The following is a 24,231-nucleotide window of genomic DNA, read 5'->3' as shown; positions in this document are numbered from 1 at the left end:
ATAAGTTCAATAAACCGGGTACCGACCTATGCACACCTCCATCGCCTTGCGATCCGCACCTGCTCGTTCGTCATCCCTCTGCAGACACCGCCTGCGGTCTATCGCGCTATAACCGCCCTACTCCCGAAAAGCGATCGCACCCTCTGGCCGCCCCTGGGCGACGCCAGCCGTGCGGCGACCTACAAGAACAACGGAGACAACGATGGCTCACTCAAGCTCTCAAGCCAAGAAAGCGACCGCCAGTGGATGGATTGGCTCGGCACTCGAATACTACGATTTCTTCATCTATGCCCAGGCAGCGGCGCTGATCTTCCCGCAGATCTTCTTCCCCAACACCGACCCGAAAATGGCCATCATCGCCTCGTTGGCCACCTACGGTGTGGGCTACCTGGCGCGCCCGGTCGGTGCCTTCGTGCTCGGCCACTGGGGTGACACCCGCGGGCGCAAGAACGTACTGCTGCTGTGCATGTTCCTGATGGGCCTGTCGACCATGGCTGTCGGCCTGCTGCCGACCTACCACGACATCGGCCTGCTGGCCCCGGCCTTGCTGGTGCTGCTGCGCCTGGTCCAGGGCTTTGCCGTGGCCGGTGAAATCTCCGGGGCCAGCTCGATGATCATGGAGCACGCGCCGTTCGGCCGACGCGGCTACTACGCCAGCTTCACCTTGCAGGGCGTGCAGGCCGGCCAGGTCTTGGCGGCGGCGGTGTTCCTGCCGCTGGCCTACTTCATGCCGAGTGAAGCCTTCAACGACTGGGGCTGGCGCATTCCGTTCCTGTTGAGCGCCGTGGTCCTGATCGCGGGCTTCATCATCCGCCGGGAAGTGCACGAAACCCCGGCGTTCGTGAAGGAAGAGAAGCAGGACAAGGTCGCCAAATCGCCGATCAGCGAAGCCTTCCGGCACAGCTGGAAGCACATGGTACTAGTGATGTTCATGGCCCTGATGAATGTGATCCCGGTGGTTGCCACCATCTTCGGCGCAGCCTATGCGGTGCAGCCCGCCTACGGCATCGGCTTCGACAAAAGCGTGTACCTGTGGATCCCGGTGGTGGGCAACATCGTCGCGGTGCTGGTGATTCCGTTCGTGGGCAACCTGTCCGACAAGATCGGCCGCCGCCCGACGATGATCGCGGGCTGCCTGGGCTCTGGCCTGCTGGCCTTCGTCTACCTGTATGCGATCAGCATCCAGAACGTGCCACTGGCCTTTGCCACCTCGATCGTGATGTGGGGCATGGTCTACCAGGGCTACAACGCGGTGTTCCCAAGCTTCTACCCGGAGCTGTTCCACACCCGCTACCGCGTTTCGGCCATGGCCATCGCGCAGAACATCGGCACCATGCTCACCGCCATGCTGCCAGCCCTGTTCGCCCTGGTGGCGCCACCGGGTTCGGACAACATCCCGCTGGTGATCGGCGGCCTGGCCTTCTTCATCACCTGCGTCTGTGCACTGGCGGCCTACATTGCGCCGGAGACTCACCGCTTGGCGATGGAAGACCTGGGTAATCCGGATGCCAAGCCGATGGACAAGGGCGCCTTCGAAGCCAGCCGCAAAGGCAGCTTTCAGGCTGTGAGCCACTGATGGATAGCTGGGGCCGCTCAGCGGCCCCGGCACCTCAGCCTTTGACCACTTCCTGCAGGTTGTGCCAAAGCTTTGCCACATGCTCCCGCTCGGTCGGCAGTGCCCCCACCGAAACCCGTACCATCCACCGCCCTTCCAGCGTCGCCGGCGTCACATACGCCACCCCGGACGCGTTCAGCCGCTCAGCCCAGGCCCTGGTATGGGTATCCAGCGCCTCCCCCTCCAGCCCCGCCGGCCGGTGGCGAATGCACAAGGTCTGCAGTTGCACCGGTGCCAGTACTTCCCACTCCGCCGCCGCTTCGATCTGCTCCGCCAGCCAGCGGGCATTCTCCAGGTCACGACGCAAGCGCTGCTGCAACGCCTCCACGCCTTCGCTGCGCAACATGAACCACAGTTTCAAGGCACGGAACCGACGGCCCAGCGGGATCCCCCAGTCACGCAGGTTCTTCACCTCGCCATCCACCGCCGACTGCAGGTAGCTCGGGTTGGTGCTCATCACCCGGATCAGGTGCTGTGGATCGCGCACGTAGTAGATCGAGCAATCGAATGCCACACCCAGCCATTTGTGCGCGTTGACCACCACCGAGTCGGCCAGTTCGATGCCATCCCACATCCAGCGACATTCCGGGAGGATCATTGCCGATCCGGCCATGGCCGAGTCGACATGCAGCCACAGCCCGTTGGCCTGGGCGATTTCGCCGATCGGGCGCAGCGGGTCGAGGGCGGTGGTGGTGGTGGTGCCGGTGGTGGCGACCACCGCACAGGGCTGGTTGCCAGCGGCCAGGTCCTGCTCGATGGCAGCCAGCAACGCCTCTGGGCGCATGGCGAACTGCTCGTCGGTCGCGATCATGCGGATGTTGGCGCGGCCAAAGCCGGCCAGCAGTGCAGCCTTGTCCACCGAGCTGTGAGCATGGGCACTGACATACACGATCAACGGGTTGGCCTCGGCCTGCAGGCCGCCGCGTACCAGCGCATAGTCGGTGGCGCGCTCACGGGCGCTGATCAGCGCCACCAGGGTACTGGTGGACGCAGTGTCCTGGATCACCCCGCTCCACTGGGCCGACAGGCCGAGCAACTGACGCAGCCAGTCGAGGGTGGTTTCCTCCAGCTCGCTCAACGCCGGGCTGGATTGCCACGACAGGCCGAGCACACCAAGGCCGGTACTGAGGAAGTCGCCAAGCACCGACGACAGGGTGCCGTTGGAGGGGAAGTAGCCGTAGAAGTCGGGGTGCTGCCAGTGCGACAGGCCAGGCATGACCAGTTGGTTGACGTCGTCGAGGATCGCCTCGAACGATTCGCCTCGCTGTGGCGCGCCTTGCGGCAGCTGCGCCTTGAGGTAGCCGGGCTCGACCTGGGCCATGACCGGGCGCTCGCCGACGGATTGGCGGTAGTCGGCGATCAGGTCGATCAGCTGGTGGCCGTACTGGCGGAATTGTTCTGGGGTCACACGCGCTCTCCTGTGGGTTGTCTGCCGCCTGTTCCGGCCCCTTCGCGGGTAAACCCGCTCCCACAGCATCACCACAGGTCTCAAGGACAATGAAGCACCTGTGGGAGCGGGTTCACCCGCGAAGAGGCCAGGGCAGGCAACACAATGCCCCCAGTCTAGGCGCCTATTCCTGCGCGAATAACCCCGCTTCGCGCATACCTGCTATGGCAAACCTGCATCCCCGCCCTGCACGCCGAACTGAGACTGGCGCCACAGCTCGAACACCCGGTTGCGCAACCAGCGGTGTTCGGCCGAGGCCTGCAAGCGCTGGTGCCACACCACCCAATAGCGCTGGGTATGCTCGACAAACCCTAACGGCCGCCACGCCAGCCCATGCAGGCGGCACAACTGCCGGGCGATGTGCTCGGGCACGGTGGCCAGCGCCTGGCTGTTGCCGATCACCTGCACGGTCGCCGAGAAGAACGGTACTTCCAGGCTGATGCGCCGCTGCAAACCCTGGGCACGCAAGTGGCGGTCGATGAAGCTGTCCTTGTCGCCGCCACCGGAAATGCGCACGTGCTTGCAGGCCAGGTAATCGTCCTGGCCAAGCACGTCCAGCGCGGCCAGCGGGTGGTCCTGGCGCATCAGGCATACCGCGCGATCCTCGCCGAGCAAGCGACCATGCAGGTTGGGCGGCGACTCGTCGAACAAGGTGGTGGCCAGGTCGATCTCGCCGCTGGCAAGCAAGGCGTATTGCCCGGCCTGCCAGGTGCGGTAGTCGATGGACACACCCGGCGCCTCCTGCTCCAGGGCAGCCACCAGCAACGGCAGCATGTGTTCGGCCACGTAATCGGAGGCGGCCAGGCAGAACCGGCGCTCACAGCGGGCCGGGTCGAAAGCGGCGGGTTGGCGCAGGGCCTGGAGTTCTTCGAGCACCTGGCGCAGGGGTTCCACCAGGGCTTCGGCGTGTTCGCTAAGCACATAACCGCGGCCTTGACGCACCAGCAGCGGGTCGTCGAAGGCTTCGCGCAAGTGGGCCAGCTGGCGGCTCAGGGCCGGTTGGCTGACGCCCAGGCGGTCGGCGGCGTGGCTGAGGTTCTTCAGTTGCAGGAGGCAGTCGAGGGTGCGCAGGTGGGCGAGGCTGAGGGAGGCGAAAGTCGGGTTCATGCAGGCTCCCCTCTATGAACATCACCGGCCCATTCGCGGGTAAACCCGCTCCCACAGGGACTTCACAAAACCGAGGATTGTGATATCCCTGTGGGAGCGGGTTTACCCGCGAATGGCCGCAAAGCGGCCCCAGCGATCAGGCGGTCAGGCCCACGTAGACGTTCTGCACGTCATCGTTCTCATCGATCGCCTCGAGGAACGCTTCCACTTCAGCAAGCGCTTCGGCACTCAGGCTGGCCGCGCTCACCGGGTTCTTCGGGGTATAACCGATCTTCGCCGAAGTGACGGTGAAACCATGCTCAGGCAGGGCTTTCTGTACCGCATCCAGGTCAGTGGTGTCAGTGATGAACAAGGTCGAACCTTCTTCTTCACCGTCCTCGAAATCCTGGGCACCGGCTTCGATGGCGGCCATTTCCGGGTCGGCATCGCCTTCCGGGGTGGCTTCGATCAGGCCGACGTGGTTGAAGTCCCAGGTCACCGAGCCGCTGGCGCCGAGCTGGCCCTTGCGGAACAGCACGCGGATCTGCGCCACGGTGCGGTTGACGTTGTCGGTCAGGCACTCGACGATCAGTGGCACCTGGTGCGGGGCGAAGCCTTCATAGCTGACGGCATGGTACTGCACGGCATCGCTGTCCAGCCCAGCGCCTTTGTTGATGGCACGCTCCAGGGTCTCACGGGTCATCGAGGCCTTCTTGGCCTGGGCGATGGCCAGGCGCAGGCGCGGGTTCATGTCCGGGTCGGCGCCGGACTTGGCCGCGATCTGGATTTCCTTGGCCAGCTTGCCCATGATCTTGCCCTTGGCATTGGCAGCTGTTTCTCTATGTTTGGCTTTCCACTGTGCGCCCATGTCGACTCTCTTTGTTCCAGCGGCCGGTTCAGGAAGCGACCGGCCAAAAGTGGGTGCAGTTTATACGCCCTCGGGCAGTGGATCGACAAGTAATCTCACGCTTCGTCGGCCTTGCTCGCTGCCCTTCAGGTACGCAGTGGCTTGATCGCCATGCTGGTGTTGGGTGCCACGTCGTTGGCCGCGGCGGTGCCGGCCGGGCGGCTGTTCCAGTGTGGCAGCAGCACCAGGGCCGAGAACAACGCGCAGCCGGCAAACACGATGAACACCGTGACGCTGTCGAAGTAGCCCGGCAGCAGGCCACCGAGCACCGCGCCCACCGAGCCGCAACCGTTGACGAAACCTGCCGCCGTGGCGCCGGCCTTGGCCGTGCCGAAGTCGATGGCCGCCGCGCCGCTGATCATCGAGTCCGGGCCGTACAGGGTCAGGCCCATGACGAACAGCAAGGCCACCACCATCACGATACTGCCGCTGTGCATGGCCGCCATGAACGCTGCCAGGGTCACCGTCAGCAGCACCAGGCTGATCACGCAGGCCGGCATGCGCCGGGCGCCGAACAGCTTGTCCGAAGCCAGGCCGATGATGATCGGGCCCAACAGCCCTGCCAGTTCGAAGGCAGTGGGGATGATCGCCGCGCCCACCTTGCCTACCGAAGGCATCTGCTCGAAGACGATCACCGGCCCCCACAGCAGGATGGCGTAGCGCGCTGGCTTGAGCAGGAAGTACGCCAGGCCCAGGGTCAGCACCGTGCGGTTGCGCAGGATTTCGCGCAGCGGCGCCCACACGCTGCACAGGTTACCGGCCGGGGCCATGCTCTGCGGCTCGGGTTCGACGGGAGCAAGGCCGACGTCCTCCGGCTTGTTGCGCTGCAGGAAGAAGAACAGCACGGCCACCCCGGCCACCACCGCGGCGCTGGAGAAGAACGCCGCATGCCAGGTGCCGACCAGGGTATAGGCCCACCAGCCGGCGAACGGCGAAGCGACCAGGCCGCCGAAGGCGTAGCACGAACTCCACAGCCCTAGCACCCGGCCGCGCTGCGAAGCCGGGAAGAAACTGCCGATGTTCTTGCACAGCCCGGCCCAGCCGGTGGATTGCGCCAGCCCCTGGATAAGCATGCACGTGGCGAAGATTGGGAAAGTCGCGAAGCTGCCCATCACCACGGCCGCCGCCGCCGAGATCAGCAGGCCACCGAGCACCACCACGCGCGGCCCGAAGCGGTCGGCGAGCATGCCCCAGGTGAACTGGCCCACGGCATACGCGGCCAGGTAGATCGCGTCGAGGTTGGCCATGGCGGCCTTGTCGAGCATGAATGTCGGGTCTTCAGCGATGCCGAGCTTGGCCACCGAGAAGGCCTTGCGGGTGAAGTAGAAGGCGGCGTAGGCCAGCCAGGTGATCGCGAAAATCTGGATGCGCCAGCGTTTCAACGCAGCGAGTGCTTGATTCATTGATTCTGACCTCTTGCTCAAGTGTGCCGGCAGATTGTTAAAAAACGCCTGTCTTGTTGTTGTGTTGCGCACTGCATGACGTGGGCTCGTCATCTGGTCAGATGGCACCGGGTTGCGGGCCATGGCCCGGCCACTGCTTGTGGCGTTGGCCTCGGGTTGAAACGTATGGAAACAGTTGCTGACTGATAAAGAAAATCGATTTATCGTATTTCACACATAAGCCCAGCTTGTTACTGGAGACGGCATGTCGGTATCTCACGCGCAACTCAAGGCCTTCCATGCAGTGGCCGTGCACGGCAGCTTTACTCGCGCCGGGCAGAAGCTTTTTCTGACCCAGCCGGCGGTGTCCGACCAGGTGCGCAAGCTCGAAGAGCGATTCGGCGTGCTGCTGTTCCACCGCAACAAGCGCTCGGTGCAGCTGACCGACCTGGGCGAGCGCCTGCTGGGCATCAGCCAGCGCCTGTTCGCCTGCGAGGCCGAGGCGCACGACCTGCTGCAGGACTCCCGCGCCTTGCACACCGGCAGCCTGGTGCTGGCTGTGGATGCGCCCGTGCATGTGCTGCCGCAGATCGCACGTTTTTGCCAGCGCTACCCGGGCATCCAGGTCAAGGTCGAGACCGGCAACACCGATGCGTCGCTGGCCAGGCTGTTCAGCTACCAGGCCGACCTGGCGTTGCTCGGGCGCGATGTCGATGACGAGCGGCTTTACTGCGTGCCGCTGCGCCGCGACCCGATGGTGGCGTTCGTCTCGCACAACCACCCGTGGGCCAGCCGCGGCTCGATCAACCTGGCCGACCTGGACGACACGCCACTGGTGCTGCGCGAGCCAGGGTCGGTGACTCGGCAGACGCTGGAGGAGGAGATGCAGCGTGCAGGCTTGCGGATTCGCCCGGCGATCCAGGTGGAAGGCCGCGAAGCGGCGCGGGAAGCGGTAGTGGTGGGGATTGGCGTAGGGGTGGTGTCGGCGGCCGAGTTCGGCGCGGATGCGCGGGTGTGTGCGCTACCCATTGTTGACTGCCAGCGGCACTTGACCGAGACGCTGGTGTGCCTGAGCGAGCAAAGAAGCCGCCGCGTGGTGGCGACCTTCCTGCAGATGGTTCAGGAAGCGTTGTAGCGTTTGTGCCGGCCTCTTCGCGGCTAAAGCCGCTGCTACAGCCGCGAAAGGGCCAGCACAGGCAACACAGGCGCTGGCGGCGGCCTTAACGGGTGGCGACGACAAACAGCCGCGGGAACGGCAGCAGCACCTTGCCGTCGGTGGCGGGCGGGTAGTCATGCTGCATGGCCTGCAGGTACATCTGCAGGAAGCTCGCCTGTTCCTGTTCGTCCAGCCTGGCCAGATAAGGCCGCAGCGCCGAGCCCTTGAACCATTCCACTACCGCTTCGGCGCCGCCCGTCAACGGGTGGTGATAGGTGGTGCGCCACACGTCCACCCGCGAGCACAGAGGGCTGAGCAGGTCGTAGTAGAACGCCGCGTTGTGCCGCGGTGGCAACTGGAACTCAGCGAATTTTTCCGCCCACGGCCCCTCGCTGGCAATCTTGCGCAGTTGCCGGTGAGCGGGCTCGTCGAGGTTGTCCGGGGTCTGCACGGCAAGGGTGCCACCCTCGCTCAGCTGGCGCACCAGGTGCGGGTACAGCGAGCCATGGTCAGGCACCCATTGCAGCGAGGCATTGGCCAGGATCAGGTCTTGCGGCTCGGGGGCAGACCAGTCGCTGATATCGGCAATTTCGCAGCGTACCCGTGGAATGTGCAGGCGCTTGCGCTCGCGGGCCTTGTCGATCATGTCCTTGTCGCTGTCCAGCGCCGTTACCTGGGCGTCCGGGCAACGCTGCAGCAGCACCTCGGTGGAGTTGCCGGGGCCACAGCCCAGGTCGGTGGCATGGCGGACCGGCCGCGGCGGCACGGCGGCCAGCAGGTCACGCACGGCGCGGGTGCGTTCGTCTTCGAAGAGGGAATACTGGGTGGCGGACCAGGCCATGGGCGGCTCCTTTTGGCGGACGATGCACTGAGCATACGCCATGTACCGAAGCGCATGCGCCTGAACTGTCGGCCCATGCTTGAAGTCAGTCCCTTTATGCGCATGCCCATGAAGCTATCCCTGGCCTTGGCCATTCTGGCGCTGATCGCCGCCGCCGCCCTGCTCGGTTCGCCCTGGATGAACCAGCGCTTTCACATGCCCGAGGGCAAACACCCGGCCCAACAACGCGAAACGGCCGGGTCCCCAAGGGAGCCGGCCGTTTCCAACAGCAAGTGACGCTTAGTGCTGCTTGCCAGTACGGATCTGGTGCACCACGCCCATGGCCACCACGACAGCCGCGGCGATGCCGGTGGAGATCACCAGGATCTGGTAGTCAGGCATGAAGGCCATGGTCACCAGTGCGGCGATGATGAAGCCGATCACCAGGTAGGTCAGCCAAGGGAACAGCCACATCTGCAGGCGCACTTCCTTGCCTTCGGCGATCAGCTTGCGGCGCATGCGCAGCTGCGAGAAGGCGATCACCAGGTACACCAGCAGGGCAATCATGCCGGTGGTGTTCATCAGGGTTTCCAGCACGTCTTTCGGGCGCAGGGTCTCGCTGAAGTTGATCAGCGCGCAGACCACGGCCACGGCGCAGGAGCCGATGATCGCGTACACCGGTACGCCGGTGCCGGCACGGGTGATCTTGAAGAATGACGGCGCGTCGCCACGCTGGGCCAGGGAGAACAGCATGCGCGAAGCGGTGTAGTGGCCAGAGATCAGGCAGCTGCTCACCGAGGTCAGCACCACGAAGTTCATCAGCAGTTCGGCGTGCGGCACGCCCAGCAGTTCCAGGGTCCGGCGGTAGGCGCCATAGCCGGAAACGCCCAGTTGCGGGTCGTTCCACGGCACCAGGCAGACGATCAGGAAGATCGAGCCGACGTAGAACAGGCACACACGCCATACCACCGAGTTGGTGGCCTTGACGATCTGGGTAGCCGGGTCCTTGGCTTCGGAAGCGGCGATGGTGACGATTTCCGCGCCCAGGAAGGCGAACATCACCCCGAGCAAGGCACCAATGACCGTGGTGATGCCGTTGGGCATGAAGCCTTCGGCGGTCAGGTGGGTCATGCCACGCACTTCACCGAACTGCCAGATGTTCATCACCGCGGCGGTGCACACCACCAGGAAGCAGACGATCGCCACCACCTTGATCAGCGCGAACCAGAATTCGAACTCACCGTAGTGCTTGACGTTGAAGAAGTTGACGGTGATCAGCAGCAGGGTCGTGGCCAGCACGAACACGTTGACGCTGACGTCGGGGAAGAAACCGTGCAGGATCTTGCCCGCCACATAGGCTTCCCAGGCCATCAGGATGACCCAGTACCACCAGTACAGCCAGCCGATGGTGAAACCGGCCCAGCGGCCGATCGCGCGGTCGGCGTAGGTGGAGAACGAGCCGGTGTCCGGCGAGGAAGTCGCCATCTCACCGAGCATGCGCATGATCAGTACCACCAGGATGCCGCCGGCCAGATAGGCCAGCACTGCGGCCGGGCCGGCGCTGTGGATCACGCTGCCGGAGCCGACGAACAAGGCGCCGCCGATAACCCCGGCGATCGACATCATCGTCAGGTGGCGCGACTTGAGCGAGGCACTGAGCTTGCTCTCGTGCCCGCTTTTCGCGGTGGTGGTTGTGGATGTTGCGTCCATCAGTTGTGTACCCCGTGCTTCTTTTTATCCAAGGAAAACTGTGAAACCCCGATGGCTCTCGGTTTCACCTGTACATCAGTGCTAATGCGGGCAGGATGGTGTGCGCTAACACACGCAGGCCTTCCGTGGCGGCCTGCTGACGCGCCCCAGGGTTGGCACCTGAGGCGAACTGAACATGCTTTATGTGGCGATATCTGACACCTAATGTAAAAATGTCCGACGTAGAGAGCCATGCACAGTGGCATGAATCTCGCACTGCACTGTACAGGCCGCCAATGCAATACACCCGCTGGCGCCTGGCGTTACGCACCCCTGAAGGCCCCGAATGTTCGAATTACACCCAGACTCTTCCACGCCGCTGGTCAACCAGATCATCGACGGCCTGCGCGAGCTGATCGATAACCAGACCCTCAAGCCCGGCACCAAGGTCCCGTCGATCCGCGCCTTTGCCGCGAGCTATTCGGTGAGCACCTTCACCGTCGTCGAGGCCTACGACCGCCTGGTTGCCCAGGGGCTGCTGGTGAGCAAGGGCAATGCGGGGTTCTTCGTCAATCGTGCGGCGAACGAGCTGCTGGAAAGCCACAACAGTGAGGCCGAAACCGGCCGCCCGACGTTCAATTCCGAGTGGTACCTGCAGCAGATCTTCGAGATTCGCCAACTGCCGTTCAAACCCGGCTGCGGCTGGCTGCCCAATGACTGGATGTACGAAGAAGGCCTGCGCCGCGGCCTGCGCCAGGTCGCAGGCAGCCCGCTGGAATTGTCCGGCTACGGCGACCCGATGGGCTTGCCGGAGCTGCGTGCGCTGACCGCGCAGAACCTGCAACAGGAGCTGTCTATCGTCTGCAACCCGGCGCAGCTGATGCTGACCCACGGTGCCAGCCAGGCGCTGGACCTTGCCGTGCGCACCCTGGTGCGCCCCGGTGACGTGGTGCTGGTGGACGACCCCGGCTACCCCAACCTGATGAGTATCCTGCGCACCCAGGGCGCGACCTTGATCGGCGTGCCACGCACGCCCAACGGTTACGACCTCAATCACCTCGAACAACTGCTGGCGCACCACCGCCCTACCGCGTTCTTCACCCAGCCGCACCTGCACAGCCCGACCTGTTCACGCACACCGCTGGCACAGCTGCACCGCTTGCTGCAACTGGCCAGCCAGCATGGCTTCCGCCTGGTGGAGAACAACCTGTACGCCGACATGGTCGCCGAGCCGCAACCGTGCCTGGCCAGCCTCGACCACCTGCAGCAGGTGGTGTACGTGGGTAGCTACTCGAAGAGCATCTCGCCCAACGTGCGGGTCGGCTACCTGCTGGCCAACCCGGAGCTGTCGCAGAAGCTGCTGCACCTGAAGATGCGCTCGGGGCTGACCACTTCGCACGTGATGGAGCGGGTGGTGTATGCGGCGATCATCGACGGGCGCTGGCGCAAGCACCTCAAGCGCCTGCGCCAGCGCTTGGCCGAGGCGCACCAGGAAGTGGGCCGGCACCTGCATCGATTGGGCTTCGAGCTGTTCACCGAATCGGATGAAGGGATGTATATCTGGACCCGGCATCCGGCGATACCGGACAGTGCGGCGTTGCTGGATGATGCGCTGGAGAAAGGCATCATGCTCGGGCCTGGGCAGTTGTTCATGGTCGATGCCAAGGCGACTGGGTGGATGCGGTTCAATGTGGCGTTCAGTACCGACCCGGCGATGTGGGAATTGTTGGAGAAGGTGCTCGTGAAGCATGTGCGGCGGGGTGGGATTCAGGTTGGTGGTGTGCATGATTAAGATGAGTGTCAGGGCTGATAGGTGCTTGCCACAAGATTTTCGGCGCTTGTGAGATCGAGCGCCGCCCGCGCGGCGCTTCGCGGGGCAAGCCCGCTCCCACAGTTTGTTTCGGGCCAGTTACTCCTGTAAGGTCTCCACTGCCCGCCTTGTTTGTTCCCTTCGATATTGAGGTGGGCGCAGTTGCTTTTCATCTGTCTTCAGTCATGCACCAAGGCAGGCGCCGGTACTTGCACAGGACAGATTGGCCCGAAACAGACTGTGGGAGCGGGCTTGCCCCGCGAAGCGCCGCGCGGGCGCTGGAAGTGTCAGATTTTTTGTGTGCGGGCCGGTAAAGGCCTACCGTCAGGCAGGCCCTGACTTTCACCAAGTCGGCCTGATAAACCGATCTCCGTACAAAATCGCGAATTGATTCATCGCACTTTTCCAATCATGCGCCGCTGATCCCCAGTTTGCTGTGATGTTTCGCAGTCCCAGCCAGATCAGCTTGGTGGCTGCGTCATCGTTCGGGAAATGGCCCCGGGTCTTGATGATCTTGCGTAGCTGGGCATTGATACTCTCGATGGCGTTGGTGGTGTAGATCACTTTCCGGATGGCAGGCGGGAAAACAAAGAAGGGAATCACTCGATCCCAGGCGCGTCTCCAGGCCGCGACAACCGTTGGGTATTGCTTGCCCCAAGGCCCGTTCTCAAACTCATCGAGTGCCTGCTCAGCCGCTTCGGCGTTGATGGCCTGGTAGATCGGACCGTCTTGCCACTCTTGCCGTTACGCTGGTTGGTTTCATCCTCCGGGCGCTGCGCGCCCGGCGGATAACCCAGATGGTGGCCAAGCTCAGCACTCAGGGCACGTTCGATCAAGGCCTTCTTGAACGCCGCAGAGGCATCCTCGATAGCTTCTGCAGTCATCAGGCCCTCACCGAACTGCTCCAGCAGCTCTTTAGGTATTTTGGGCAGGTCACGCACGGGTTTCTTTTTGGTTGGCATACATGCACCTCTTACTCATGTTATGCCCGAACACAAAATTTCTGACACCCTCACATCACCCGCTATGGCCGCCACTAGCGAATTGTGCTCAGCGCTCGCATGGCTTCGGCGACATTAATTTTTCCATCACCATCCCTATCTTGCCGCATAACATGCAGAAGCAGGGAGATCCCGCCCGCCAAGCCAACTATTTCGTTGAGATTATTACGCATGACACGAGAAAACTCTTCAAATGAAATAGTACCGTCTTTATCCTGATCCAATGCACGAACAAACTTCTTCGCATTTTCATAGGCCATATCGGTGATTTGCTTATCTAACGAAGTAGGCTGCGGTGCCCCTTTGTAGCTTTTATCTTCCATAACCAAAGCTCCTGAACGGTGTAATCGTTTTGGACTGCACCTTCAGATTTCCATTTCCCGAGAACGCTCACAACTGGTAAAAATGCTAGTTGTCATGCCTCGTTGCCAGCCCCAACCCTTATTGCTTACCACCAATCCGCCTTGCCGGCAAAAAACGCCTGCGCATTCGCCTCCAGGCTCTCCAGGTGATACCCGCCCTCCTGCACAATGAGGCAAGGCAACCGCAACGCCCGAATCCGCTCGCCCAACGCAGCGAACCCTTCCGTCGTCACCGCCACCTTGCTCTGCGGGTCCAGCTCGTAGATATCGAACCCGAGCGACAGCACCAGCACCTCGGCACCAAAGTCCTTCACCGCATCCAGCGCAATCTCCAGCTGCCCCATGAAATCCGCCTCGCTGGCGCCATGGGCCATCGGCAGGTTGAGGTTGTACCCCTCCCCGGCGCCACTGCCGCGCTCGTCCTCAAACCCGGCCACCCCTGGATAGAAGTTGGTCGGGTCACCATGAGTCGACACGTACAGCACATCATTGCGCTCGTAGAAGATCTCCTGGATCCCCTGCCCGTGGTGCATGTCGGTGTCGAGAATCGCCACCCGGCTGTAACGGCTGCGCAGGGCTTGGGCGGCCACGGCGGCATTGTTGATGTAGCAGAACCCACCCGCCGCATCGAACCGCGCGTGGTGACCCGGTGGCCGGCACAGCGCGTAGGCCGCCGGCTCGCCATCGAGGATGGCCTTGGCCCCGGCTACCGCGCTCTGCGCCGACCAGTAGGCCGAGCGCCAAGTGTTCTCCCCAACTGGGCAGCTGCCGTCCGCCAGATAGCGCCCGGCCTGTGCGAGGATGCCGCGCAGGGCGTTGGGCTCACGCACGAAGATGTTCGACATCACCTCGTCGCCCCAGTCCTCAGGCACTTCCTTCCAGCGCGCATGGGCCTCTTCGAGGAACGCCAGGTAGGCCTCGCCATGCACGGCCTGGAGCGGCGCAAGGCCGGCGTCGTCAGGCTGGCGGATGTCGAAGCCCAGATCCTTTGCGGCCTGCAGCAGGCGCTGGGCGCGCTCGGGCACTTCCTGCGGGGTACGCATGGCGCCGCGCGAGTAATAGCTGCGCGGATGGTGCAGCAGCTGTTCGGGGTGGAAGTAGCAGCGCATCAGGCTTCTCCTTGTTCGGCTTGGCCGGCGCGGGCCAGCACGGCGTTGAGCAGTACGTCGACGCCCTGGCGGGCATCCTCGGGCAGCACGTCTTCGGCTTCGTTGTGGCTCAGGCCGCCGACGCAGGGGATGAATACCATCGCCGTCGGGCAGTAGCGGGCCAGCAGGATGGCGTCATGGCCGGCGCCGCTGACGATGGACTGCTGGGTGTAGCCAAGGCCGTCCACCGCCTGCTGCACGGCGGCAACGCAGTCCGCGTCGAACGGCGTGGCCGGGCTGACCCAATGGCGCTCGATGCGCACCAGCAGGCCGCGCTGGCTGGCGATGGCCTGCAGCTTCAGGGTCAGGTCGCGCTCCATGGCTTCGATGGCCTGGTCGCGGTGATGGCGCAGGTCGACGGTGAAGCGCAGCACGCCGGGGATGGTGTTGCGCGAAGACTTGGCGATCGACAGTTCACCAACGGTGGTCAGGCCTTCTGGCGCGAAGTCGGCGGCCAGTTGCTCGACCGCCTGGATCATCTGCGCAGCGCCGTACAGGGCGTCCTTGCGCAGCGGCATCGGCGTGGTGCCGGCGTGGGCGGCCATGCCTTCGACGGTGACGTCCAGCCAGCGGATGGCCTGGCCGCCGCTGACCACGCCAATGGCCTTGGCATTGTCTTCAAGGATCGGGCCTTGCTCGATATGCGCCTCGAAGTAGGCATCGACCGGGCCGCCCAGCGGGCGCTGGCCGGCGTAGCCGGTGCGCCGCAGTTCGTCGGCGACGCTGATGCCCTCGGCATCGCGTATGGCCAGGGCCTGCTCCAGCGCCAGGGTACCGGTGAACACCGCCGAGCCGAACATGGCCGGGGTGAAGCGGGCGCCCTCCTCGTTGGTCCAGACGGCGATCTCCAGCGGCTTGCGGGTCTGGATGTTCAGGTCGTTGAGGCAGCGCACTACCTCCAGCCCCGCCAGCACGCCATAGACGCCATCGAAACGGCCGCCTTCGGGCTGGGTGTCGAGGTGGCTGCCCATCATCACTGGAGCGGCGTCCGGATCGCTGCCGGCGCGGCGGGCGAACAGGTTGCCGATGGCATCCACGCTCAACGTCAGGCCCGCCTCGCGGCACCAGTGGCTGAACAGTTCACGGCCGGCCTTGTCTTCGTCGCTCAGGGCCAGGCGGCGGCTGCCGCCGCGGGCGGTGGCGCCGATTTCGGCCATGGCCATCAGGCTCGCCCACAGGCGTTCGCCATTGCTTTTCAACATGTACGGGTACTCCACAATCAGGGGTATCGATCAGGCCAGTTCCAGGCGCTGGCTACGGGCGTACTGGCGTGCCAGGGCCAGCACGCAGACCAGCGAAATGCTGGCGATCAGGCTGTAGAACACCGCCATCGGCCACCACTGGCCGGTGAAGGTGTGGGCCAGCCAGGTGCCGATCAGCGGTGTCAGGCCGCCCGCGAGGGCGCCGCACACCTGGTAGGCCAGGGAAATCGCGGTGTAACGCACGCGGGTGTCGAACATGCCACTGACGTAGCCAGCGATCACCGCGTAGAACGAAGCCATGCAGGCCGCCGCCAGGGCGATGCCGAGCACGATCAAGGGGCCTTGGCCAGAGCTGACCAGCACGAACATCGGGTACGGCGAGGCCATCGCCAGCAGCGCGACCAAGGCCAGGAAGCGGGTGGCGCCGAGCTTTTCCGACAGCCACGCGGCCAGCGGTTGCACGCAGAACTGGATGATCGCCACGAAGAACAGGCATTCGAGGATCAGCGAGCGCTCCAGGTGCAGCTGCTGGGTGGTGTAGCTGATCATGAAGGTGTTGGTGAAATAGACCCCGGCTATGCCCAGGGTGTTGGCACCGATGCACAGCAGCAGCGGGCGCCAGGCGGTGCGCAGCACTTCCAGTACCGGTGCCTGCTCCTTGCGCTGGGCCCTGGCCGCCTGCTCGCGGCTGGCGATGAACTCGGGCGACTCGTTGACCCCCAGGCGAATCGCCAGGCCCACCAGCAGCAACAGTGCGCTGGCCAAAAACGGCACGCGCCAGCCCCAGCTCATCAGATCTTCCTCGGGCAGGCGGGTCACTGCGCCAAAGGCCAGCAGCGACAGGATCAGGCCTGCCGGGCTGCCCAACTGGGCGAACGAGGCGAAGAAATTGCGCCTGCCCTTCGGCGCATGTTCACCGGCCATCAGCACGGCACCGCCCCACTCGCCACCCACGGCGATGCCCTGGATCACCCGCAGGATGATCAGCAGCACCGGCGCGGCGGCGCCAATCTGCGCGTAAGTCGGCAGCAAGCCGATGCATACGGTGACGATGCCCATCATCAACAAGGTGATGACCAGCGATTTCTTGCGCCCGATGCGGTCGCCCACATGGCCGAACACGATGCCACCCAGTGGCCGGGCGAAGAAGCCCACGGCGAAGGTGCCAAACGCGGCCATGGTGCTGAACAGGCTGTCGTCGGAGGGGAAGAACAGGGCACCGAACACCAGGGCGGCGGCGGTGGCATAGATGTAGAAGTCGTACCACTCAATCATGGTGCCGATGAACGCGGCGGCGGCGGCACGGCGCGGCTGGGGCGAAGCGGTGGGCTTCATGGTGGCTCCTTTGCTTGTTTTTCTGGCAGGAGTTAAAGGTCACGGCGGCGCTCTGGTGGCGCTTGGCCTTTTGAACGGTGCTGGCCTCAATGACTGCGATTTATCGTCCGGGGGCTATGATTAGTCAATTTTCTATTTATTATTCGCACTATTAGCCTCGCTTATCATCGAGCCTGCCATGTCCGACCGCCTGCTCAACGACCGCCTCGACTGGAACCTGCTGCGCACCTTCCGGGTGATCGGCCAGGAGTTGTCCATCAGCCGCGCCGCCGCGCGCCTGCACCTGACCCAACCGGCCGTGAGCCAGGCGCTCAAACGCCTGGAGGAACAGCTCGGCCGCCAACTGATCGCTCGCCGCGGGCCGCGCTTCGTGCTCACCGACATGGGCGAGCAGCTGTTCCAGCTGGCCGGTGAGGTGTATGGGCAAATGTCGCAGATCAGCGGCCTGCTGGAGCAACCGGCGGATGAGCTGGTGGGCAAGGTGCGCTTATTGATGATCAGCCGTATCGTCAGCGAACGCTTCGATGAGTTCCTTGCGGACTTCCACCGTCAGCACCCGCGGGTGGACCTGGAAATCGACGTGATGCGCAGCTCGGACATTGTCGCCGCCTTGCAGGAAAAGACCGCCACGGCGGGCCTGAGCCTCAATCGTCGGCCGCAGCCACGCTTGGAGCAGCGCCTCTTCCTGCGTCAGCGCTATGCGTTTTTCTGCGGCAAGCACCATGCCCTGTTCGGCCAGGCCGAGGGCGATCTGCAGCGGGAGAATTTCGTCAGTTTCACCAGCGACCAGATTGGTGGCATGTTGTCGCCGCTGACCATCTTCCGCGACCAGCAAGGGTTTTCCGGGCGAATCGTGGCGTCATCGCCAAGCCTTGAAGAAGTGCGCCGGCTAGTGATTGCCGGGTTCGGCATCGGCTGCCTGCCCGAGCATGTGGTGGCGCCGGATGTGGCGGCGGGATTGCTGTGGAAGCTGCCGCCGGAGGACGGGATTGCCGATGTAGATATTCATCTGTTGTGGAACAGGGAACAGCGATTGAGCCGGGCTGAAGAGGTGTTTATCGAGGCGTTGCAGCAGAGCCTGGCCTAACGCTTTTGAGCCGCTCGATAAACCTCGCCACGCTCACGCTTGCCAACTGAAACAACCACTACAACGATACGCTCATCCTCGACTCGATAGACCAGACGATACCCTGAAGCCTTGAGCTTGATCTTGTAGTGGTTCGGCATGTCGCGCAGCGCATCGGCCTGGACCTTGGGTGACTGCAGGCGCTCGCCAAGCTTCTTTTTGAGCTGCTCGCGCACGGTGTGGCCAGTCTTGCCCCACTCTTTCAGCGCGGATGGCAGGAATTCGAGCTTATAGGTCATCCAGAGATACCGGTACGCCCTTTTCGCCCATCCTCGATTTGGCCAGCTCGCTCAGTTCAAGATCTTCCAGGCGCTCCATCATGGCCTCGTACAGTTCGGCCGGCACCATGTACCCCATCACTCGGTTGTGATTGAGCACAGCGACGGGCATGCCCGCTGCGCCGGTCATCACGGCCGACGGGTTCTTTTTCAGCTCCGACACGCTTACAGCCACGTTAGCGAAGATGTTCTGCATGCTTTTCACCCTTTATAGAGGACCATATTTTGGTCCATATATAGGATACAAACAACCCGCGACTGCTCAATCGCATCGCCAGCAAGCCAGACGGACCTTATACGGTCCTCGGCAGAGTCCCTTTGCCGCCCTCCAGCAAACTTGGATCCCATCCGCTGAAAGCGTATGCTATCGCAATAGCCATATGCCATCACCCAGGTACAGCTCGTACCTGGCCTTCAAGGATGAAGCCCCCGTGCCCAGCCACCCGACCCGCCATACCATCGCCCGACAATGGCAGCTCCTGAAGCTCCTGCCCGACCGCCATCCCGGGATGAGTTCCACGCAGTTGCAGGGCGCACTGGCCAGGGCCGGCCACAAGACCAGCAAGCGCACGGTCGAGCGCGACCTCAACGAGTTGGCAACTCTGTTCCCATTGCACTGCAACAGCAAAGGCATGCCCTACGGCTGGTACTGGCAGCCAGGCCTGAGCCTGGGCCAGGCCGAGCAGTTGCAGCCCGATGCGCTCTCCCCTTCGCAGCAGATCGAGCTGCAGGCCTGGGTCGACGATGGCCTGGCCCGCCGCCTGGAAGACCAGCCGCTGTCCGAAGACATGCGCCTGGCGCCCCAAGACAACGGCGGCGCGATGCTCGCGGCCACGGTCGAAGACAGCCGTGCGCTGATGAGCTGGCTGCTCTCCCAGGCCGGCTCGATCCGCGTCAAGGCGCCGGAAACACTGCGCATATCGATGGTCGAACAGCTGCGCCAAAGCCTGGCCCTGAACGACGACGGTTATTGACCAGCAGGCAAAAGTCATTGTCCCCCCGGCCGCTTTTTCCCGATGGCGGCCCTGCCCAGAATCCACTCCTGACAACGCTTCACCTTCAGGAGAACTCAATGAAACGCCTCAATCCCCTGCTGCTCGCTGTTGCCCTGGCAACCACTGCCCAGGCCACTCTGGCCGCCGATTGGCAGACCTCGCCCTACGGCAAGAACGACGAAATCGGCGCCGCCAACCTGCTCACGCCCGAGGTTGTGAAACAGGCCGTCGGCCTGGTCAAGACCGGCAAGACCTACCCGCTGGCCGTACCGGTGAGCAAAGACCTGCCGGCCTTCCGCCACCGCAGCTTCCACCTGTACAACATCCAGCCCGGTGAGCAGGCCGGCCAGACCCTGGGCCGCAACAAATTCAGCTTCAACGACGAGCTGGTCAACGGCTGGACCGGCGTCGGCACCCAACTCAACGGCATTGGCCATATCGGCATCGACAATGTCTACTACAACGGCAACAAGGCAGCCGACTTCGTCACCGTTGAAGGCGTGACCAAGCTGGGCGTGGAAAAGGTGCCACCGATGGTCACCCGCGGCGTGGTGCTGGACATGACCGCCCACTACGGCAAGGCCACCGTTCCCGGCGGTACCGCGTTCAGCGTCGACGACATCAAGGCGGTGCTCAAGCAAGAAGGCATCACCCTGCGCAAGGGCGATGTAGTGCTGTTCAACACCGGCTGGCTGGAGCTGATCGGCAAGGACAACCAGCAGTTCCTCGCCACCGAGCCGGGCATCGACCTGGCGGCCGCCGAGTGGCTGGCGGACCAGGGCATCGTCGCCTTCGGCGGTGACACCTGGGCTTCGGAGGTTTACCCGAACCCGACCGGTGAAGAGTTCCCGGTCAATCAGTTCATGCTGGCCAAACGCGGGATCTACAACCTGGAGCTGATCGACACCCGTGCGCTGGTCAAGGATAAAGCCTTCGAGTTCCTGTTCGTGCTGGGCCAGCCGCTGTACAAGGGCTCGACCCAGGTCAACATCAACCCGGTGGCTATCTATTGATCGGGAGAAGGCTACCGCCCCGCCAGCTTCGCCCGATAGCTGCCCGGGCTCTGCCCCGTCCACTTCTTGAACGCCCGGTGAAACGCGCTGGGCTCCTGGAAGCCGGCCTGCTCGGCGACCTCGGCGATGCTCAGCGTGCCTTCGCGCAACCGCTCGAAGGCCATCGCCCGGCGCACTTCATCCTTGATCTGCTGGTACGACCGGCCTTCGCGCTCCAGCTGGCGGCGGAAGGTGCTGGCGCTGACTCCCTGCTGTTCGGCCATCGCCGCCAGGGTCGGCCATTGCCCATAACGGCGAGCACGCAAATGGCGGTAGACCTCGGCAACCAGGCCATTCTGATTGCGAAAGCGGATCACCAGGCCCTGCGGGGCGCTACGCAGGAAGGTCTTCAGCCCCGCCAGGTCCTGCACCACCGGCAAGCGCAACCAGGCGCTGTCGAATTCGACTTCGGTACGCCCACTGCCCAGGCGCAGGTCCGGCCCCCACAGCAGCGGGTCGTCGTCCTGGGCCGGGCGCGCCATCGCCAGCTCAGTGCGGTCGATGGCGATGCGCCGCCCGGCCAGCCAGCACAGCAGGCCGATCACCAGCACCAGGTAAGTTTCCTCGGCATATACCCGGGTCAGCGGGTCGGCAATCGTCGACTGCACGCTGATGACCGCACGCCCACCGCGCAGCGTGAGGTTGCCGCGCAGGTCACGCAGGAACAGGGCGAAACTGCTCATGCACTGACGCAGGGCCTTCTCCAGGTTGGGTTCCTGAATCAAGCCACGGCAGATCAGGGCAAAGCTGCCCAGCGGCATGCCATGGCTGTCGAGGCGGAAGAACTCGTCGTCCAGCAGCTCGATCATTTCCAGCCATAAACCGGCGAAGGCCTTGGCCGGCACCCGCGCCTGGGGCTGGCCGAGCACGGCCGGGTCGATGCCCACACCGCGCAGCCGCGCCTGCAGTACGTCGGGCTGGTCGCGCAGGGCGTGCAACATGGCATTGAGAAAGTACACCGCGACCGAATCGCTATCGCGCATGGCGGAATTCGCTGTCTATGCTGAGTGGCAAAAAATGCCAGGTTGACTGAACAGATCCGGCATAGGCTGCAACAGAGCCTTTGCCTAGACTCGAACCCACCTCGGGATCGCCGGCCATTCTCGCAGAGCCTGGCCCGCTCCCGCCATGCCTTCGCAATCGGAGCCTCTATGAGCAGCGCAGAAATCTACGTCGTCAGTGCCGTCCGTACCGCCATTGGTGGTTTCGGTGGTTCCCTCAAGGACCTGCCACTGGCCGACCTGGCCACCGCCGTGACCCGCGCCGCCATCGAGCGTGCAGGGGTGGCCGCCGACCAGATCGGCCATGTGGTGATGGCCAACGTCATCCCCACCGAACCACGCGATGCCTACCTCTCGCGAGTGGCAGCGATGAACGCTGGCATCCCCAAGGAAACCCCGGCGTTCAACGTCAATCGCCTGTGCGGTTCGGGCCTGCAGGCCATCGTCTCGGCCGCCCAGTGCCTGCTGCTGGGTGATACCGACGTGGCCCTGGCCGCCGGTGCCGAGTCCATGAGCCGCGGCCCGTACCTGCTGCCCCAGGCGCGCTGGGGCGCGCGCATGGGTGACTTGCAGGGCATCGACTACACCGTCGGCGTGCTGCAGGACCCGTTCGAACACTTCCACATGGGCATCACCGCAGAGAACGTCGCCGCCCGGCAGGGCATCAGCCGCGAAATGCAGGACGAACTGGCCCTGACCAGCCAGCGCCGCGCGGCCCGCGCCCAGGCCGAAGGCCGCTTCGACAGCCAGATCGTGCCGCTGGAGCTGAAAACCCGTAAAGGCACCGTGCAGTTCGCCGTCGACGAGCATGTACGCGCCGATGTCACCGCCGAGCAACTGGCCGGCATGAAAACCGTGTTCAAGAAGGACGGTACCGTCACTGCCGGCAACGCCAGCGGCATCAACGATGGCGCTGCCGGCCTGGTGCTGGCCACCGGTGACGCCGTGCGCCGCCTTGGCCTGAAGCCGCTGGCGCGCCTGGTGGCCTATGCCCACGCCGGCGTCGAGCCGGAGCTGATGGGCCTTGGCCCGATCCCGGCGACCCGCAAGGTGCTGGAAAAGGCCGGCCTGACCGTTGCCGACCTCGACGTGATCGAGTCCAACGAAGCCTTCGCCGCCCAGGCCTGCGCCGTGACCCGCGAGCTCGGCTTCGACCCTGAGAAGGTCAACCCGAACGGTTCGGGCATCTCCCTCGGCCACCCGGTCGGTGCCACCGGGGCGATCATCGCCACCAAGGCCATCCATGAACTGCAGCGCATCCAGGGCCGCTACGCCCTGGCCACCATGTGCATCGGCGGCGGCCAGGGCATCGCCGTAGTCTTCGAGCGCGTCTGAGAGGCTGAACCATGACGATTGAACAGATTGCCGTGATCGGCGCCGGCACCATGGGCAATGGTATTGCCCAAGTGTGCGCGGTGGCCGGTTATCAGGTGCTGCTGGTGGACGTTTCCGACGCCGCGCTGGAGCGTGGCGTGGCCACCCTGAGCAAGAACCTGGAGCGCCAGGTCAGCAAGGGCACGCTCGACGCCGAGCGCGCCGAGGCCGCGAAAACCCGTATCCGCACCAGCACCGACTACGCCCAGCTGAGCCACGCGCAGCTGGTGATCGAGGCAGCCACCGAAAACCTGCAGCTCAAGCAGCGCATCCTGCAGCAGGTGGCGGCCAACGTGGCCGCCGACTGCCTGATCGCCACAAACACCTCGTCGCTGTCGGTGACCCAGCTGGCTGCAAGCATCGAACACCCTGAGCGCTTCATCGGCGTGCACTTCTTCAACCCGGTGCCGATGATGGCCCTGGTCGAGATCATCCGCGGCCTGCAGACCAGCGACAGCACCTACGCCCAGGCCCTGGTGGTCACCGAGAAGCTCGGCAAGACACCGATCACCGCCGGCAATCGCCCGGGCTTCGTGGTCAACCGTATCCTGGTGCCGATGATCAACGAAGCGATCTTCGTGCGCCAGGAAGGCCTGGCCAGTGCCGCGGACATCGACACCGGCATGCGCCTGGGCTGCAACCAGCCGATCGGCCCGCTGGCCCTGGCCGACCTGATCGGCCTGGATACCCTGCTGGCGATCATGGAGGCCTTCCATGAAGGCTTCAACGACAGCAAGTACCGCCCCGCCCCGCTGCTCAAGGAAATGGTCGCGGCCGGCTGGCTGGGGCGCAAGAGCGGCCGCGGCTTCTTTAGCTACTGAGGAGCGCACGCCATGCCTCCGGTCAATGCCGCCATGCGCTGTGCCAACTTCGAAGAGCGACGCGACCGGGCCATGGCGCTGTTCGCCGAAAAGGGCTTTGGCCAGGTCAGCATGCGCGAGTTGGCGGCGCATGTCGGCCTGACCGCCGGCTCGCTGTATCACCATTTCCCCAGCAAGCAGGACCTGCTGTTCGACCTCATCGAGGAGCTGTACGAGGAGCTGCAGGCGACCCTGGAGCAAGGGCGCCGGGCCATGGCCCGAGGCGGCTCGGCAATGCCCTGCCTGATTGCCGCGCATTGGCAGCTGCATGCCGAGCGGCCGATGCAGTTTCGCCTGGCGGAGCGGGACCTGTGCTGCCTGAGCGAAGCCCAGCAGGCGCGCCTGGGATTGCTGCGCAAGCGCTATGAGGCGGGGTTGCTACGCCTGATCGCACCGCGGGCGACATTACAGGGCGAGGCGTTGGTGGCGACGGCGCATGTCGTGGCGACGCTGCTGAACCAGTTGCCGGGGATGCTCAAGGGCTTGCCTGAGGAACAGGGATTGAGGCTGATGGAAAGCCTGCTGGTTGGGGGGATCGAGCGGACCTTGGGTTAGCCGGTTCTGGCCCTTGCGCGGGTAAACCCA

The 24,231-nt window shown here is 64.1% G+C and carries 23 protein-coding genes and 1 pseudogene; 10 read left to right on the top strand and 14 right to left on the bottom strand.

What is annotated here, in order from left to right:
* Positions 1-202 precede the first annotated feature (202 nt).
* Positions 203-1,576: an MFS transporter gene (locus ACQKPS_RS01585; RefSeq protein ID WP_176508091.1), complete on the top strand. Its 1,374-nt coding sequence runs from the start codon at positions 203-205 to the stop codon at positions 1,574-1,576.
* Between the two features lie 34 nt (positions 1,577-1,610).
* On the opposite strand, the gene ACQKPS_RS01580 is transcribed toward ACQKPS_RS01585, so the two are convergent.
* From ACQKPS_RS01580 to ACQKPS_RS01565, 4 genes are all read right to left on the bottom strand, one after another.
* On the bottom strand, positions 1,611-3,023 hold the full coding sequence (locus tag ACQKPS_RS01580; protein WP_427602294.1) for a DOPA decarboxylase: 1,413 nt from the start codon (positions 3,021-3,023) through the stop codon (positions 1,611-1,613).
* A gap of 201 nt (positions 3,024-3,224) precedes the next feature.
* The gene (locus ACQKPS_RS01575; RefSeq protein WP_427602292.1) at positions 3,225-4,169 is read right to left on the bottom strand and encodes a LysR family transcriptional regulator; all 945 of its coding nucleotides are present in this window, start codon (positions 4,167-4,169) and stop codon (positions 3,225-3,227) included.
* A gap of 136 nt (positions 4,170-4,305) precedes the next feature.
* Positions 4,306-5,016 (bottom strand): YebC/PmpR family DNA-binding transcriptional regulator, encoded by a 711-nt coding sequence (locus tag ACQKPS_RS01570; RefSeq protein WP_427602290.1) that lies wholly within the window; start codon positions 5,014-5,016, stop codon positions 4,306-4,308.
* Between the two features lie 125 nt (positions 5,017-5,141).
* Positions 5,142-6,458, bottom strand: coding sequence for an MFS transporter (locus ACQKPS_RS01565; RefSeq protein WP_427602288.1), 1,317 nt, complete (start codon positions 6,456-6,458; stop codon positions 5,142-5,144).
* Between the two features lie 244 nt (positions 6,459-6,702).
* On the opposite strand from ACQKPS_RS01565, the gene ACQKPS_RS01560 reads away from it, so the two are divergent.
* A complete protein-coding gene (locus ACQKPS_RS01560) occupies positions 6,703-7,572 on the top strand; it encodes a LysR substrate-binding domain-containing protein (protein WP_427602286.1) in 870 nt (289 codons plus the stop codon).
* Between the two features lie 85 nt (positions 7,573-7,657).
* On the opposite strand, the gene tam is transcribed toward ACQKPS_RS01560, so the two are convergent.
* Complete coding sequence (gene tam / locus ACQKPS_RS01555; RefSeq protein ID WP_427602284.1) at positions 7,658-8,434, bottom strand: trans-aconitate 2-methyltransferase; 777 nt, start codon at positions 8,432-8,434, stop codon at positions 7,658-7,660.
* A 96-nt stretch (positions 8,435-8,530) separates the two neighbouring features.
* On the opposite strand from tam, the gene ACQKPS_RS01550 reads away from it, so the two are divergent.
* Positions 8,531-8,710 carry a hypothetical protein gene (locus tag ACQKPS_RS01550; protein WP_254485586.1) on the top strand — a complete coding sequence of 60 codons (180 nt, stop codon included), beginning with the start codon at positions 8,531-8,533 and terminating at the stop codon, positions 8,708-8,710.
* Positions 8,711-8,713: 3 nt separating this feature from the next.
* Here ACQKPS_RS01550 and ACQKPS_RS01545 read toward each other — a convergent pair whose 3' ends face one another.
* Entirely contained in the window at positions 8,714-10,123 is a 1,410-nt protein-coding gene (locus ACQKPS_RS01545; RefSeq protein WP_054883205.1) for an amino acid permease, read from the bottom strand.
* A 325-nt stretch (positions 10,124-10,448) separates the two neighbouring features.
* On the opposite strand from ACQKPS_RS01545, the gene ACQKPS_RS01540 reads away from it, so the two are divergent.
* Positions 10,449-11,894 (top strand): PLP-dependent aminotransferase family protein, encoded by a 1,446-nt coding sequence (locus ACQKPS_RS01540; RefSeq protein WP_427602282.1) that lies wholly within the window; start codon positions 10,449-10,451, stop codon positions 11,892-11,894.
* Between the two features lie 360 nt (positions 11,895-12,254).
* Here the strand turns inward: ACQKPS_RS01540 and ACQKPS_RS01535 are convergent.
* The 5 genes and pseudogenes from ACQKPS_RS01535 to ACQKPS_RS01515 all read right to left on the bottom strand — a co-directional run.
* A pseudogene (locus ACQKPS_RS01535) lies at positions 12,255-12,635 on the bottom strand (transposase); the annotation flags it as partial.
* Positions 12,636-12,948: 313 nt separating this feature from the next.
* Positions 12,949-13,236 carry an EF-hand domain-containing protein gene (locus tag ACQKPS_RS01530; protein WP_254480402.1) on the bottom strand — a complete coding sequence of 96 codons (288 nt, stop codon included), beginning with the start codon at positions 13,234-13,236 and terminating at the stop codon, positions 12,949-12,951.
* A 125-nt stretch (positions 13,237-13,361) separates the two neighbouring features.
* A complete protein-coding gene (locus tag ACQKPS_RS01525) occupies positions 13,362-14,384 on the bottom strand; it encodes a histone deacetylase family protein (protein WP_254480403.1) in 1,023 nt (340 codons plus the stop codon).
* Positions 14,384-15,625, bottom strand: a complete 1,242-nt coding sequence (locus ACQKPS_RS01520) for a Zn-dependent hydrolase (RefSeq protein WP_254480404.1) — start codon at positions 15,623-15,625, stop codon at positions 14,384-14,386. The genes ACQKPS_RS01525 and ACQKPS_RS01520 overlap by 1 nt, the downstream gene beginning before the upstream one ends.
* Before the next feature lie 30 nt (positions 15,626-15,655).
* The gene (locus ACQKPS_RS01515; protein ID WP_254480405.1) at positions 15,656-16,960 is read right to left on the bottom strand and encodes an MFS transporter; all 1,305 of its coding nucleotides are present in this window, start codon (positions 16,958-16,960) and stop codon (positions 15,656-15,658) included.
* 178 nt (positions 16,961-17,138) lie between these two features.
* Here ACQKPS_RS01515 and ACQKPS_RS01510 point away from each other — a divergent pair, with 178 nt between their 5' ends.
* Positions 17,139-18,047: a LysR family transcriptional regulator gene (locus ACQKPS_RS01510; RefSeq protein ID WP_427602279.1), complete on the top strand. Its 909-nt coding sequence runs from the start codon at positions 17,139-17,141 to the stop codon at positions 18,045-18,047.
* Here ACQKPS_RS01510 and ACQKPS_RS01505 read toward each other — a convergent pair.
* Both ACQKPS_RS01505 and ACQKPS_RS01500 read right to left on the bottom strand, forming a co-directional pair.
* Positions 18,044-18,325: a type II toxin-antitoxin system RelE family toxin gene (locus tag ACQKPS_RS01505; protein ID WP_283723145.1), complete on the bottom strand. Its 282-nt coding sequence runs from the start codon at positions 18,323-18,325 to the stop codon at positions 18,044-18,046. The two genes, ACQKPS_RS01510 and ACQKPS_RS01505, sit on opposite strands and share 4 nt — an antisense overlap.
* Complete coding sequence (locus tag ACQKPS_RS01500; RefSeq protein WP_254480408.1) at positions 18,315-18,560, bottom strand: type II toxin-antitoxin system Phd/YefM family antitoxin; 246 nt, start codon at positions 18,558-18,560, stop codon at positions 18,315-18,317. The genes ACQKPS_RS01505 and ACQKPS_RS01500 overlap by 11 nt, the downstream gene beginning before the upstream one ends.
* A 235-nt stretch (positions 18,561-18,795) precedes the next feature.
* On the opposite strand from ACQKPS_RS01500, the gene ACQKPS_RS01495 reads away from it, so the two are divergent.
* Both ACQKPS_RS01495 and ACQKPS_RS01490 read left to right on the top strand, forming a co-directional pair.
* Complete coding sequence (locus tag ACQKPS_RS01495) at positions 18,796-19,338, top strand: WYL domain-containing protein (protein WP_283723144.1); 543 nt, start codon at positions 18,796-18,798, stop codon at positions 19,336-19,338.
* 98 nt (positions 19,339-19,436) lie between these two features.
* Entirely contained in the window at positions 19,437-20,372 is a 936-nt protein-coding gene (locus tag ACQKPS_RS01490; protein WP_254480409.1) for a cyclase family protein, read from the top strand.
* Positions 20,373-20,383: 11 nt separating this feature from the next.
* On the opposite strand, the gene ACQKPS_RS01485 is transcribed toward ACQKPS_RS01490, so the two are convergent.
* On the bottom strand, positions 20,384-21,394 hold the full coding sequence (locus ACQKPS_RS01485) for an AraC family transcriptional regulator ligand-binding domain-containing protein (RefSeq protein WP_427602276.1): 1,011 nt from the start codon (positions 21,392-21,394) through the stop codon (positions 20,384-20,386).
* 168 nt (positions 21,395-21,562) lie between these two features.
* On the opposite strand from ACQKPS_RS01485, the gene ACQKPS_RS01480 reads away from it, so the two are divergent.
* The 3 genes from ACQKPS_RS01480 to ACQKPS_RS01470 are packed head-to-tail and all read left to right on the top strand — an operon-like array spanning position 21,563 to position 24,201.
* Positions 21,563-22,747: an acetyl-CoA C-acyltransferase family protein gene (locus ACQKPS_RS01480; RefSeq protein WP_427602274.1), complete on the top strand. Its 1,185-nt coding sequence runs from the start codon at positions 21,563-21,565 to the stop codon at positions 22,745-22,747.
* 11 nt (positions 22,748-22,758) lie between these two features.
* Positions 22,759-23,607 carry a 3-hydroxybutyryl-CoA dehydrogenase gene (locus tag ACQKPS_RS01475; RefSeq protein WP_254480412.1) on the top strand — a complete coding sequence of 283 codons (849 nt, stop codon included), beginning with the start codon at positions 22,759-22,761 and terminating at the stop codon, positions 23,605-23,607.
* A 12-nt stretch (positions 23,608-23,619) separates the two neighbouring features.
* Positions 23,620-24,201 carry a TetR/AcrR family transcriptional regulator gene (locus ACQKPS_RS01470; protein ID WP_254480413.1) on the top strand — a complete coding sequence of 194 codons (582 nt, stop codon included), beginning with the start codon at positions 23,620-23,622 and terminating at the stop codon, positions 24,199-24,201.
* Positions 24,202-24,231 lie beyond the last annotated feature (30 nt).

The sequence above is a fragment of the Pseudomonas sp. NPDC086566 genome, assembly GCF_050280885.1.
Lineage (GTDB): Bacteria > Pseudomonadota > Gammaproteobacteria > Pseudomonadales > Pseudomonadaceae > Aquipseudomonas > Aquipseudomonas vlassakiae.
Note: the sequence above shows the minus strand (reverse complement) of the source record. Positions and strands in the feature narration are given on the sequence as shown.